This window comes from Pseudomonas sp. 910_23, assembly GCF_052850795.1.
Genome location: NZ_VXCZ01000013.1, coordinates 19,444 through 32,515 on the forward strand (window position 1 = coordinate 19,444; position 13,072 = coordinate 32,515).

Sequence of the window (13,072 nt, forward strand, 5' to 3'; positions counted from 1 at the left end):
CCATGAAACCCATTCACATCTTCAAGTCAGGTCAGCACACCGCAATGGGCGGCGGAAGTTTCGACTTCAGCGAGTCGGACCTCGCCGCCACGGTGAAAGCCTACGACCCGACGCTGCATGAAGCCCCACTGGTTATCGGTCATCCAAAACATGACGCCCCGGCTGGCGGTTGGGTCAAGTCCTTATCTCTCGCAGGTCACGGCTTAGTCGCCGAGCCCCAGCAGGTGGATGCCGATTTTGCCGAGCTAGTTGCCCAGGGCAAATTCAAAAAAATCTCCGCGTCCTTCTACCAGCCCGACGCCGCCAACAATCCAGTTCCTGGCGTGTACTACCTAAGGCATGTCGGTTTTCTCGGCGCTCAGCCGCCAGCCGTTAAAGGTCTGCGCCCCGTCGACCTGGCAGAAGGCGAAGAAGGCGTCCTTGAATTTGGCGATTTGGGCGACAGCGTCTCCGCAGGCATTTTTCGCAAATTGCGCGAGTGGCTGATCAGCCAGTTTGGGCAAGCCGTGGCCGACCAGGTCGTGCCCAACTGGGAAGTTGAAACCCTTCTGGCTGATTCGCTCCGCGAGGACGGGCCAGCCGCATTCAGCGATCCCGCGCCCAAACCAACCATCGAGGCAACCACTGTGACTGAAGACGAAAAAAACGCCATTACCACTGAGAACGCCCAGCTAAAAGCCAGGCTTGCCAAACGCGAAAAGGCAGATATCGAAGCGGCACAAACCGCCTTGCATGCGAAAAACGTCGAGTACGCCGAGCAACTGGTCGCGGCGGGCATGAAGCCCGTTCATGTACCCGCCATCGTCGCCGCACTGGATTACGCCGAAGGCGGTGGAAAACCACTGGAGTTCGGTGAAGACGACGAGCGCGAGCCCTTGGTCGATGGCTTGAAGAAGGTGTTCAACACTCTGACCGGCTCGGTCAGCTTCAGCGAGCAGGCATCCAAGGAGCGGGCTGGCAAGACCACTAAACAATCCGAAAACCCACTGCTGGCTGACGCTGAAGCCCGCACTCAAAAATAGGAGGCCGTATGGCCAGTTTTACTCAGCCCAAGACTTTGGGTGACCTGTTGCTGGTGGAGGTCGCGCCAGGCTGGACCAAAGAGAAAGGCACCCTGTTGGCGGGTACTAAATATCTGCTGGGCCAAGTGGTAGCGAAGGTATCTGGCAAGTACCAGGTGCTTGATTTGGCTGGAACCGGTGCGGCTAAAAAATCCATCGCTGTATTGGGGGAAGCCGTGGACGCCACTGAAGGCGACCGCCCCGGTGTGTTGCTCGCTCGCGGCGCCGTTGTCGACCTGAACGAACTGGTGTGGCCCGCGGGCATCACCGAAGCCCAAAAAGCGACCGCCCTGGACGAACTCAATGCCCTTGGCATTGTTGCCCGTGCGGCCCTCTGATTAGGAGTACTCCATGAATTTGCAAGACATGTTCAGCATTGCCAACCTGACGGCAGCCGTAAACAAGCTCCCGGCGATTCCAGGCAAGGTCGGCGCGATGGGGCTGTTTGACGAAAAAGGTGTCACCAGCACCAGCGTGGTTATCGACGAGCGCGAGGGGCGTCTGGTCCTAGTGCCCAACACATCGCGCAATGACGACCCCGCCCCCATCAAAGGGGGTAAGCGCAAACGTCGCAGCTTTGAGACCTTGCATTTGCCTCTCTCTCGGCCCCTGTTACCGAGCCAGATCCAAGGCATTGCGGCATTTGGTCAGGAAAGCACGGCGGCGCCGGTGGCCACTGTGATCAACGACAACCTGCAAGAGTTGAAAAACAGCATCGAAGCCACTCGCGAATTCCAACGTGTTGGTGCCCTGCGCGGCAAGCTGCTCGACTCTGATGGCTCCATCATGTTCGATCTCTATAAAGAGTTCGAAGTGCAGCAAAAGAAAATCAACGTCGCCTTGGGTAACAAGGAGACCAACGTGCGCAAGGCCTGCCTGGACGCCAAACGTTATTCCGAGTCCAAGCTCGGCGGCGTGATGGTCGCGGGGTTTCGCTCTCTGTGCGGGCCGGATTGGTTTGATGCCTTCATCGATCATGAAAGCGTGAAGAAAGCCTTCGCTAATTATCAAGAGGCACAGGATCGTCTCGGTGGCGACGTGCGTTCTGGCTTTACCTTCGGCGGTATTGAGTTTATCGAATACGACGTAACCGTCAGTGGTCAGCGCTTTATCCCTCTGGATGTTGCCCAGGTCTTCCCAGTCGCCAAGGGCGTGTTCCGTATGTTCAACGCACCGGCTAACTACAACGAGACCGTCAATACCCTGGGCCAACCGTTCTACAGCAAGGCAGAGCCACGCAAGCTGGGCAAGGGCTGGGACTTGGAAGTCCAGGGCAATCCATTAGCCATGTGCTTGTTCCCCGAAGCCCTGGTCGAACTGAAGATAGGTTGACCCATGCGCTACAGCACCCGCGCCGATATCGGCAACGCCATCCCCGAAATAACGTTGATCCAGCTTTCTAATGATGACCCGGCTGCAGAGCAGCCGAACGAAAACGTCATTGGTGACAGCGTGCGTCAGGCTGAGGAGTTGGTGGATGGTTACCTGCGCGGGCGTTACAACCTGCCGCTGGACCCGGTGCCCACCGTGTTGCGCGATGCAGTGGTGTACCTGGCGCGGCACTGGCTCTATCAGCGCCGTCCGGAGGGCTCGATGCCGGACCCGGTCAAGGACAGCCGCAAGGACACCATCAAGTTGCTGGAAAGCATCCGCGATGGTGTGGTCACCCTGGGCATGCCAACCGGCCAGGCGGCACCAGAGCCTGGTGAAATCAAGGTTCGTGCACGCCGCTCGCAATTTTCGGCTGATCAATGGGAGCGCTACTGATGAGCCAACCCAGGCCCAAGACACAAACCGAGCAGTTGCTGGACGCCTTTATAGCTCGGTTAAAAGAGGAATTTGGCCGGGAGCTGGCCGTTGAGCTGTTTCCTGAAAAGCCTTCGATATACCGACTCAACCATGCGGTGGGCGCCATTCTGGTGGCTTACGGCAAGTCAACGTTTGGTGCATCAGAGGCTACTGAGGCGGTATTCCAGGCCCGCAGCATGAGCTTTCAACTGACCTTGGTGTTTCGCCAGCTTCACGGTTCAAACGGCGCGATCAGCTTTCTGGATCGGATTCGGGAGTGCCTGACGGGCTGGAGACCGCCGCATTGCGATATGGCCTGCAGGCCATCTGCCGAATATTACATCGGCGAGGTGCAGGGGCTTTGGCAGTACGGGGTGACCATCTCTACACGCGCCACACAGCTACAACTCATGGGGCCCGAAGACGGCCCGCTATTGAAAGAGATCCGCTTTGAGGAACACCCATGAAACTGACCCGATACCTCTACACCGGCCCGCAGAGTTGCGCCTCGCTACGTGTGGGTGAAGAGCGCGAGCTGCTCGATGTGCAACTTCTGCCTGGAGGTGACGTCGAGCTTCCGGCTGATCACGAATACACCGTGGTGCTGCTGGCATTGAAGCACCTGGTGCTTTTGCCCGAGACGTCCGTAGTTCCCACTCCACCGGCTGAGCCTGTAGCAGTCGTCGAGAAGAAAGGAGCCAAACAAAATGGCAGCTAACTATTTGCATGGCATCGAGACCATCGAAGTCGAACGCGGCCCTCGGGCTATCCGTGTGGTCAAGTCAGCGGTCATTGCGTTGGTCGGTACCGCGCCTATTGGACCGGTCAACGAGCTGACACTGTCGCAAACCGAAGTGGACGACGCCAAGTTCGGCCCAGATCTGGAAGGTTTCAGCATCGCTGAGGCACTGGCTGGCATTCATGCCTTCGGCGCAGGTACCGTGCTGGTGGTCAACGTGCTGGACCCGGCAGTCCACCGCAGCAATATCGTCGGGCAGGCTCGCCAGTTCGGCGACAACGATCTGCTGCAGCTGCAGCACGGTGCTTTGCAAGTCCTTGCGTTGAAGTCGGAGGACGGTACCAACACTTATGTAGCGGACACCGACTATTCAGTGAACCTGCTGACTGGCCGCGTCACACGCAAGCCTTCGGGGTCTATTCCTGCCGCCGCCAAGGTAAAGGCGGACTACACCCATACGGACCCGAGCAAGGTCACTCCCGCCGATATCATCGGTTCTGTTACACAGGCTGGTCGCCGCACGGGTCTGAAGGCGTTCCCGGATAGCTACAACCTGTTTGGGTTCTTTCCCAAGGTCTTCATTGCGCCAGGCTTTAGCACCTTGAACAGCGTGAGTGTCGAACTGATTGCGTCGGCGACCCAGTTGAGCGGCGTTGCTTACATCGACGCCCCCATCGGCGCAACAGTGCAGCAGGTGATTGCTGGCCGGGGCCCACTCGGCACCATCAACTTCAACACCAGCAGTGACCGGGTACGTCTGTGCTACCCACATGTGAAGATCTACGACGCACGCACCAACGGGGAGCGCCTGCAGCCGCTGTCGGTCCGTGCGGCGGGCCTGCGGGCTAAGGTCGATAACGACAGTGGCTACTGGTGGTCCAGCTCCAACCAGGAACTAGTGGGCGTCATCGGCCTGGAGCGGCCATTGACGGCGCGGGTCGATGATCCTAACAGCGAGGTCAACCTGCTCAACGAAAACGGTATCACCACCGTGTTCAATTCGTTCGGCACGGGCTTGCGTCTGTGGGGCAACCGGACAGCCGCCTGGCCGACCGTGACCCACATGCGCAATTTCGAGAACGTACGCCGGACCAAGGACGTGGTGGACGAATCGATCCGTTACAGCTCGCTGCAGTTCGTTGATATGCCAATCACCAACTCGCTGATCGACAGCATCACGGAAAGCGTGAACCAGTTCCTGCGCAAGTTGATTGGCGACCAGGCGCTGCTCGGTGGTGAGTGCTGGTATGACCCCGCGCGCAATCCGCAGACCGAGATCGAGGCGGGCCATTTGCTGTTCAGCTACAAACTGACGGTGCCTCTGCCATTTGAACGTGGCACCTTTGAAACCGAAATCACCGGGGAATACCTGGTCAACCTGGGAGCCGCATAAATGGCCGGTTTTAGCGCACATCGGATCGCCAACGCGTCGGTCTACCTGGACGGCAATAGTTTCTTTGGTCGCTGCGAGGAGATTGATCTTGGCTCTGTGAAAACAGTGATGTCGGATTTCCAAGGGCTGGGCTTGGTAGGTCTTATAGAACTGCCAGATGGCATCGACAAACTGGAAGGCAAGATCGTTTGGAACAGCCTCTATTATGACGCAGCTAAGAAGCTAGCTACTCCGATGAAGAGCGTGCAGTTGCAATGCCGTTCAAGCGTTCAGGTGGTCAACAGCTCGGGCTTGGTCGACGAGATCCCTCTGGTCACCATGATGACGGTGACCTTCAAGGAATACGCCCTGGGCAACTACAAACCGCGTGATCCAAGCAAGTTCGAATCGCCATTTTCTGCCACGTACGTACGGCAGATACTTAATGGCGAAGAGATCATGCTGCTCGACTATCTGTCCAATATCTTCAAGGTTGGCGGTGTAGATCAGTTGTCCAAATACCGTAAAAATATTGGACAAGCTTGAGTTAGCTTCCGGCTAGCTCACTTGCCGTTGTGACAGCGAGTGCAACACCTCGTTTCAGTACACTGGTTGTTAGCTCTCTAATCTGATCAGCAAAGCCGCCTTTAGTGGCTGCAATGAGCTGCTGCCCTAGCGTTTCGGAGTTCTCAAGGATTTTGGGTGTAGCCTTGAGAACCTCCAGTCCTTTCGCGGTAAGGGTTACGTCGATGAACCCAGTAGACCCTGATATAAGAATGTCTATATAACCGGCCTTGGCTAACCATTTTGTGGCATGTACGAAGAAATCCACGGTTTCACGTTCAGTCTCAGTCAAGTCCTGGACACCACCGTACCCTTCCTCAGTTACCGGATCGGATACCCTTTTTCGCATCATGACGCCTGCAATCTCAGGTTCAAGGTGGGTTGGAACTGGAAAGTGCTGATAAAGATGAGCAAAAATCTTCCCGGTTATTTCGTCAAACCGCTCTATATTCGACTCTGACATTTTCGGCCTCGGCTACTTCTTTTTAGAAAGACTAGTGATGTAAGACCGTATATGCGGCCGCGCTGCCGCTATCGGTTCCAGCCCTCGTAGCTCTGTGGTTCGTTGATCCCCATTGGGGAGAAAAACGGTCAGCGTGTCTCCCTCCACTATGAAGGTTGCCGTGCATTCAATGCCGTTATGCTCAAGCGTGATTTCTTCTTCCATTTTGACCTCCCAGTCTGCTCATCAAAAATTTTCTCTTTAAACTCGATTAAAAGCCAGCGCTCCGACCAGACGCGATACTCCAGGCTCTCATAGAGCAACCGATCACTCGATCAACCTGGAGTATCAAACGTGGCCGACCAAGTCAGTTTCACCCTCAAGTTCCCCTTCAAGTCAGGCACAGGTGACCAGCTCAAATCCCTGCCTATCAAACGTCTCAAGCGCAAAGACATCAGCGCAGCCCAGGCAGTAGCCAAGGACGAAGGCGCCATGGAAGACATGCTATGCGCCAAGATGCTCGGCATCACCCTGGAAGACCTGCTGGAATTTGATATTGCTGACTCTAAGTCAGCCACTGAGGTGTTGCGGGAAATGTCCCATGGACGAGACCTTGCTGCATTCCTGGGACGAAGCGCTGCTACTGGTACTGAGGATGCAGCCGTCTGAAATCGACGAGCTGGAGATGGAACGGTACTGGTTTTGGGTTGATGTATGTCAGCGAGAGATTAACCGCCGGATCGAATTTTCCGAGCAGATGAACCGCTGATCAAAGTCACCAAGCCAACTACCACTCCCGCTAGCAATGCGCCGCCTGCTGCGATAGGGGCGGCTACCAGCGCCAGCAACGGCAGGCCCAGGCAGAACGTCAGCACCGCAGCCCACAATGGCAGGTTTGCCAGGCATAGCCAGGCAAGCCAGATCACACCGACGCCGATGACCAGTGCATATAGGGTGTTGGCGGTGAGCAGAGCGGCTTTTTCAAACATGCTTGCAGCGTAGCAAATTATGGCTAATGAAGTCCTGGTCGGATTAAAGATCGGCGCCGTGGTATCCGGTAGCCTGCATGCCGCGTTTGGCTCGGCGAAGTCGACCGTGCAGCAGTTGGGCCGCGCTACCGATGGCTTGACTACCAAGCAGAAGCTGATGGGGACGGAGCTGGCGGCTTCTATTGCCCGAGGCGGTACCGGCGTTGAACGCCTGCGCCGTCAGTACGACCAGGTCGGTCGTACCATTGAACAGCTCAAGACCAAGCAAGAACGCCTCAATATCAGCATTGCCCGTGGTGAAACGCTGAAAAACAAGCGTGGGGATCTGCGTGGGCAAGCGGTGGAAACCATCGGTACTGGTGTGGCCCTGGGCGCGCCAGTGGTGCAGTCGGTGCGCACGGCCATCGAATTCCAGGACCAAACCCGTGACATTGCCATTACGGGCGGCTTCGACGAAGCAGAAGAAAAACGCCTAAGTGACGTTATGCGTGGTGCTGCCCTGAGGTGGAACCAGACTCAAACCGAAGTGGCCAAGGGAACTGGTGTCTTGATTGCAGGGGGGATTTCAAGCGCAAAGGAACTTGCGGCATATGCTCCTGTAATGGCAAAGGCTGCTACCGCCACAAGAGCCAGCATGGACGATCTTGGTTCTGTTGCTATCGCCCTGAACGACAACCTGGGTATCGGGGCTGCTGGCCTGGAACGCTCAATGAACATGCTGGCGTTTGCCGGTAAAAGTGGTCAGTTCGAACTAGCCGACATGGCCAAATGGTTACCACAGTTAACCCCACAGTTTGCTGCATTGGGGGTTACAGGCGAACGGGCAGTTGCTGAAATCGGCGCCTCCCTGCAAATAGCTCGTCGAGGAGCGGGTACCAATGATGAGGCCGCCAACAATTTTAAAAACTTTCTTTCTAAGATTACTGCACCCGACTCGATAAAGGCTTTTGAGAAGGCGGGAATTGACCTTAAAAGCAGCATGAAAAACTTGGTCAACGAAGGTTTTTCACCTGCTGAAGCAATGATCAAGATATTGACTGTACATCTCGGAAAGAAGGCGCCCGCAGCTGCTGCTCAATATGGCAAAGCGCTGGATTTAAATGATGACCAAGAAAAGCAGATTGCGCTTGCTCGATTGGATGAAGCCTACAAATTGGGAGAGCTGTTTGTTGATCAGCAAGTATTGTCGTTTGTTCGTCCCGCACTCGCAAACCAAAAAGACTTAGGCGATATTCAGACTGGTAGTAAAGATGCTGCAGATAAAGGGGTGCTGGACGAGGATTGGAAAAAACGAATGGGCAGCTCTAAGGAGCAGTTGAAGAGTTTAAGGATCAATCTTTCAGACATAGGCATTTCAGTAGGTAATGCGTTGTTGCCAGCCTTGGTAGATGTGACCAAAGCCCTGGTGCCATTGATGGCTTCGTTCTCGACATGGGCCAGTGAAAACCCCACCATCATCAAAGGCGTTGTCGGTCTCGTCGGCGGCCTGCTCGCGGGCAAACTTGCCTTCATCGGCCTGGCCTACGGCGCCAACCTGGTTATGTCGCCATTCGTGGCAATGTCCACCACCATCACTACCGTATCGGCCAAATGGACGTTGTTGCGTGGTATGTGGCAGATGGGCAAGTTTGCCCCTCTGGTCAGCGGCCTGTCCCGTGTTGGCAGGGGTTTGCTCACTGTGGCCAGGTACAGCGGGTTGTTCTTGCGCGGGGTCACTATGGCATTGGGCGCGCCGTTGCTGATGGCGGCCCGAGGTGGGTTGTTCCTGGGCAAAATCCTCGGCGGCACTTTGCTGTTCGGGCTCAAGCTTGCCGGACAGGCAGTCCTCTGGCTGGGCAGAGCCTTACTGATGAACCCCATTGGTTTGTTGATCACAGGCATCGCCCTGGGCGCGTATCTGATCTACCGCTACTGGGAACCCATCAAGGGCTTCTTCAGCGGCTTATGGACAGAGGTCAAGGCGGGCTTCAATGGCGGGCTGTCTGGTATCACCGGATTGATCCTTAACTTTTCACCGCTAGGGCTTTTCTACCGCGCCTTTGCTGGAGTGATGAGCTATTTCGGAGTGGAGCTGCCGGGTAAATTCAGTGAGTTCGGCGGGATGTTGGTGACGGGGCTGATTAGCGGCATCAGCAACATGGCCAGCTCGCTGAAAGACAGCGTGGTGGGCATTGGCTCCTCTGTTAAGGGCTGGTTTACGGAGACCTTGGGCATCCAGTCACCGAGCCGGGTTTTCATGGGGTACGGCGCAAACATCAGCGAAGGCGCGGCAATTGGCATCACGGCGCAATCCGATCTGGTGCGCCGAGCAGACCTGGGCATGGCGGGTCAGTCGAAGGTCGACATGCTGCCGCCCAACCCGGCTGACGTGTCCAGGGCAAGCATGATGGGCGGCTTCACAGGCCCAGGACAAGGCGGTGCACCTGGTGCAACAGGACAGCCCACTTACCATTACTCGCCACAGATCACGGTATCCGGTGGCGCGAACATCCGTGACCAGGTGGTGCAAGGATCACAGGCCGGTTACGCGGACTTTGTGAAGTTCATGGAGCGCTACAGCCACGACAAGCGCCGCCGCAGTTATGGCTCACCCGATGAAGGATTTGCCTGATGTTTGCGATCTTGGGCGATATCGAATTCACCGTTGCAGGTGGTATCAGTGGGCTGGAGCAAAGTGGCTCTGCCGACTGGGCTGAGCATTCTCGTATCCAGGGTAAGCCACTGCTGGAGTGGATTGGCGAAGGCTTGGACACTTGCAACCTGACGGTAGAGCTTCACCCGATGCTGGGTGATCCCGATGAGCGCTTGCGGGCTCTGCGCCAAGCCAAGAGCAAGCACGAGCCGCTCGCGTTCGTCATGGGCAGTGGCGAATACCTGGGTGCCTATGTCATTACCGATATCGGCAACACGATCCGTCGAGCCACCGCTGTCGGTCAGGTTACGGCTGCCACAGTGCAGGTGAGCCTGAAGGAATACACCGGGTCGTTTAATCGTAAGGTTCTACGGCCGGGGCTGCTCGATCCCGCCTTGAGCGGAACAGCTGCAGCGGGCATGGGGTCGCCTGGGCTGATATCAAAACTCACGCCACCCGCCAGCCCCACCCAGTTGGCTATTGGTCACGCTAAAACCGTTGGCAATGTATTGCGGGCGGGGAAAAACCTCTACGACTCCGTCAAAAGCGGCAGTCCGTCGATGATTCTGGGCCAGGTACCGCAGTTGCTGAATATCACTGCGCGGGCTATCGAGCCGCTCCAAGGTTTTAAGCTGGCAGCTGAGCTGCTCGATGACGGCTCCGATCTGTCGCGCCTGAGTGACAACGTGCTGGGCAACGTAATGGGGTCTCGGTCGAGCCTTGATCCGGTTGACCTTGGCAACATCGTCGACCGGTTCAACAGCTCACACGACTCCCTCAACCAGGCGGCGTCCACCTTGAACGGTGCGGGCACTCGCCTGGCGGGCCTGGCGGCACAAGTCCTGACCCGGAGAGCCTGATGTTTATCACCCACATAACAACTGAGGGAGAGCGCTGGGATCAGCTTGCCTGGCGTTACTACGGTGACGCTCACCGCTATTGGCCTATCGTGGAAGCCAACGCCCACGTGCCCATCACTGCGGCTCTTCCGGCCGGCCTGATGCTCGCTATTCCAATGTTAGAACCGGTGGCGTCAACCGAGGATCTTCCCCCATGGATGCGCTGATTCCCGAACAGGTACCCGAGGCGCGCTTTGTGCTGACCTATCAACAACGCAATATCACCCGCGATATCAGCAAGTACCTGTTGTCATTAAGCTACACCGACTTTTTGACCGGGCAGGCAGACAGCCTGGACATCGAACTGGAGGATACCGAGGGCAAGTGGCGGGACGCCTGGTACCCAGGGCATGGCGACACCTTGCAGCTGTCTATTGGCTGGGAGGGTAAGCCAATGAGGCCCGTAGGTAGCTTTGAAATTGATGAGGTGGAGCTGAACTGTCCGCCCTCAACCATCAACATTCGTGCCCTGGGCGCGGGTATTCAGACTGCCTTGCGGACTACTGAACATAAAGCCTACGAGAACACGACCCTGGACGCGGTAGCGAAGCAGATTGCAACGCGCCAGGGGTTGGAACTGATCGGGCGCATCGAACCGATCACACTCGACCGGTTGACTCAGCAAGATTCGGATTTGACGTTTCTGCGCAACCTCGCGGGTGAATACGACTACGCCTTCAAAGTAACCGGAAAGCGCATGGTGTTTCATGCGATCAGTGAGCTGATCAAAGGCGCGCCCGTAGGCAGCCTGGTCCTGCAGGAACTCACCAGCGTCCGGTTGCGTGACCAGATAACCATGGTGCCAAAGGCAATTGAGGTGAAACATAAAGACCCTGTCAAAAAACAGCTGATTTCTTACACCGTCGTCAACGGCGAAACAGTTGCGGTACCCAGCAGTTCCAGTAAGACCACCACCAGCGCTGACACCAAAAAACAACGAAACCGAAGTGTTTCGGTAGAAGTAGCAAAAGCCAAAGCCAAGGGCGACCTTGCCAGGACGAACCGCGAGCGCACAACGGGCAGTTGGACCTGCATGGGACGCCCTAACCTGGTGAGCGGCAACGTGGTCAACCTGGTCGCGGCGGGGAAACTTGGCGGCAAGTACTTGATCACAGCCTCGCACCACCGTGTGAGCCGTTCCGGCTACACCGTGGATCAAGAGGTCTGCCGCGTCTCGGCGCCGTCGATCAGCTTAATGTCGGCCAACACCCAGCCCGACCTGGCATTGTCGACCTCGGGCATGTCGCACGAAGTGGTGGCGTAATGGGCGTTGAACTGGAATACGGTGAGGTCAGCGCTGTGGATTACCCTGGTTGTCGCATCCGCGTGCGACTGGATGACCGTGACGGCGTAGAAAGTTACTGGCTCAACGTGCCTCAGCGTAATACGCAGGGCACAAAGCGCCGTCCGCTCATGCCCGAACTGGGCGAACAAGTGGCGGTTCTGCTCGATGCCGATGGCGTGGGCGGCGTGTACCTGGGCGGGATTTACTCGACTGCCGAACCGCCGCCTGTCATAGACGAGGATACTGACTATGTGCGCTTTAGCGATGGAACGGTCTCGACTTACAACCGCGTGTCCGGGGTCATGACGCTGGACTGTGTTGGAGCATTGCTTGTGAAGTGCGGCAGAAACATCATGGTTGAGGCCAATGAGCCAGTAACAGTTAAGGCTCCCTCTGCAGTATTGGACGTCCCGCAGGTGACCCTCAATGGAAACCTGCAGGTGAATGGAAATATCAATGCGACGGGAAAAATCATCGATGCTGCCGGAAACTCAAGTAACCATAGTCATTGATCTAAAGTAGGACAGCGATTTTTGCACCTTTAATAAACTCACCACGGATTGTGTTCCCGTATACCGTCAACTCCTTTGGTCCAATATCGACCCCAGTGCTCTTCAGTCGATAGGTCACCTCCACAGCTGTGATGGGGGTCGAGATCTCAAACAAAGCATCAGGCGCCTCTGGATATTGCTTAAGTAGTGCCTCCTCGCTCTTAAGCTCCAAGAATTTCACGGAGACCGCGTCGCCATTGGGATACTTAACTGAGACAGCTTTGCCGGATGGTGGACATTCAACATCCTCTTGGTTGCCATGAACGGTCCAGAAGTTTTCTTCCATCGAGAACCTTGGTTCACCATTAATGGTCGCCTCTGCGACATTTAGAAGAAGATATCCATCATCATCACGACTAAGCCAAATTACGGGACCATGCTTATGGCTTACAGCCACGTAGGTTTCCAGGAGGAAGCTTCCACCTATGACCATTAACAACTCATTTCTCATCCAGTTAAAACGTCCTTTGACTTGTTCAGCTTCATCCTTCGCTTGCTTCATTTGCCTAAGCTGTTCAATGGTAAAAGCACCTGCGTCTGCTTGTGCGTGGTGCTGAACACACAGAGCTATCATTCCCTCCGGGTTGTGGTGATTCTCTACGTGCCAAGGCGGGTCAAAATGATGCCACTCAAGGTAAGGGCTACCGCAGCCCTTTACAGGGCAGCCGAAACCAACCTCCTTTCTTAACTGCCTGAGTACCGCTACTTTTGGTTTTCTATTCATTTCAGCTCCTAATTGCCTAAGCACGG

General features: G+C 56.1%; 17 protein-coding genes. 14 read left to right on the top strand and 3 right to left on the bottom strand.

The genetic code is table 11. The annotated features are described in order from the left end of the window. The first annotated feature begins 2 nt into the window (after positions 1-2). Genes FW800_RS16655 through FW800_RS16690 form a run of 8 tightly spaced genes read left to right on the top strand, consistent with a single transcriptional unit; the run spans position 3 to position 5,506 of the window. Complete coding sequence (locus FW800_RS16655) at positions 3-1,022, top strand: peptidase (protein WP_446438017.1); 1,020 nt, start codon at positions 3-5, stop codon at positions 1,020-1,022. Positions 1,023-1,030: 8 nt separating this feature from the next. Continuing rightward, complete coding sequence (locus FW800_RS16660) at positions 1,031-1,399, top strand: head decoration protein (protein ID WP_446438018.1); 369 nt, start codon at positions 1,031-1,033, stop codon at positions 1,397-1,399. A gap of 13 nt (positions 1,400-1,412) precedes the next feature. After that, a complete protein-coding gene (locus tag FW800_RS16665; protein ID WP_446438019.1) occupies positions 1,413-2,393 on the top strand; it encodes a major capsid protein in 981 nt (326 codons plus the stop codon). 3 nt (positions 2,394-2,396) lie between these two features. Continuing rightward, positions 2,397-2,828, top strand: a complete 432-nt coding sequence (locus tag FW800_RS16670; RefSeq protein WP_446438020.1) for a gp436 family protein — start codon at positions 2,397-2,399, stop codon at positions 2,826-2,828. Continuing rightward, positions 2,828-3,316 (top strand): Gp37 family protein, encoded by a 489-nt coding sequence (locus tag FW800_RS16675; RefSeq protein ID WP_446438021.1) that lies wholly within the window; start codon positions 2,828-2,830, stop codon positions 3,314-3,316. Before FW800_RS16670 ends, FW800_RS16675 begins: the two co-directional genes overlap by 1 nt. After that, on the top strand, positions 3,313-3,567 hold the full coding sequence (locus tag FW800_RS16680) for a hypothetical protein (protein WP_005789373.1): 255 nt from the start codon (positions 3,313-3,315) through the stop codon (positions 3,565-3,567). Before FW800_RS16675 ends, FW800_RS16680 begins: the two co-directional genes overlap by 4 nt. Continuing rightward, positions 3,557-4,981, top strand: a complete 1,425-nt coding sequence (locus FW800_RS16685) for a phage tail sheath subtilisin-like domain-containing protein (RefSeq protein WP_446438022.1) — start codon at positions 3,557-3,559, stop codon at positions 4,979-4,981. Before FW800_RS16680 ends, FW800_RS16685 begins: the two co-directional genes overlap by 11 nt. Beyond that, positions 4,982-5,506, top strand: coding sequence for a phage major tail tube protein (locus FW800_RS16690; protein ID WP_446438023.1), 525 nt, complete (start codon positions 4,982-4,984; stop codon positions 5,504-5,506). A 1-nt stretch (position 5,507) separates the two neighbouring features. Here the strand turns inward: FW800_RS16690 and FW800_RS16695 are convergent, their stop codons facing one another. Continuing rightward, positions 5,508-5,987, bottom strand: coding sequence for a hypothetical protein (locus FW800_RS16695; protein WP_446438024.1), 480 nt, complete (start codon positions 5,985-5,987; stop codon positions 5,508-5,510). 333 nt (positions 5,988-6,320) lie between these two features. Here FW800_RS16695 and FW800_RS16700 point away from each other — a divergent pair, with 333 nt between their 5' ends. After that, positions 6,321-6,635, top strand: coding sequence for a phage tail assembly protein (locus FW800_RS16700; protein ID WP_446438025.1), 315 nt, complete (start codon positions 6,321-6,323; stop codon positions 6,633-6,635). A 59-nt stretch (positions 6,636-6,694) separates the two neighbouring features. Here the strand turns inward: FW800_RS16700 and FW800_RS16705 are convergent, their stop codons facing one another. Then, positions 6,695-6,955 carry a hypothetical protein gene (locus FW800_RS16705; protein WP_446438026.1) on the bottom strand — a complete coding sequence of 87 codons (261 nt, stop codon included), beginning with the start codon at positions 6,953-6,955 and terminating at the stop codon, positions 6,695-6,697. A gap of 19 nt (positions 6,956-6,974) precedes the next feature. Here FW800_RS16705 and FW800_RS16710 point away from each other — a divergent pair, with 19 nt between their 5' ends. From FW800_RS16710 to FW800_RS16730, 5 genes are read left to right on the top strand one after another with little or no spacing between them, the layout of a single operon-like run. Continuing rightward, positions 6,975-9,566: a phage tail tape measure protein gene (locus tag FW800_RS16710; RefSeq protein ID WP_446438027.1), complete on the top strand. Its 2,592-nt coding sequence runs from the start codon at positions 6,975-6,977 to the stop codon at positions 9,564-9,566. Further along, positions 9,566-10,447 carry a phage tail protein gene (locus FW800_RS16715; protein ID WP_446438028.1) on the top strand — a complete coding sequence of 294 codons (882 nt, stop codon included), beginning with the start codon at positions 9,566-9,568 and terminating at the stop codon, positions 10,445-10,447. Before FW800_RS16710 ends, FW800_RS16715 begins: the two co-directional genes overlap by 1 nt. Further along, on the top strand, positions 10,447-10,653 hold the full coding sequence (locus FW800_RS16720) for a tail protein X (protein ID WP_150073106.1): 207 nt from the start codon (positions 10,447-10,449) through the stop codon (positions 10,651-10,653). The genes FW800_RS16715 and FW800_RS16720 overlap by 1 nt, the downstream gene beginning before the upstream one ends. Further along, complete coding sequence (locus FW800_RS16725; RefSeq protein ID WP_446438029.1) at positions 10,641-11,750, top strand: phage late control D family protein; 1,110 nt, start codon at positions 10,641-10,643, stop codon at positions 11,748-11,750. The genes FW800_RS16720 and FW800_RS16725 overlap by 13 nt, the downstream gene beginning before the upstream one ends. Continuing rightward, positions 11,750-12,283 (top strand): phage baseplate assembly protein V, encoded by a 534-nt coding sequence (locus FW800_RS16730; protein WP_005789355.1) that lies wholly within the window; start codon positions 11,750-11,752, stop codon positions 12,281-12,283. The genes FW800_RS16725 and FW800_RS16730 overlap by 1 nt, the downstream gene beginning before the upstream one ends. A gap of 1 nt (position 12,284) precedes the next feature. On the opposite strand, the gene FW800_RS16735 is transcribed toward FW800_RS16730, so the two are convergent. Further along, positions 12,285-13,046 carry an HNH endonuclease gene (locus FW800_RS16735; RefSeq protein WP_446438030.1) on the bottom strand — a complete coding sequence of 254 codons (762 nt, stop codon included), beginning with the start codon at positions 13,044-13,046 and terminating at the stop codon, positions 12,285-12,287. Positions 13,047-13,072: the final 26 nt, after the last annotated feature.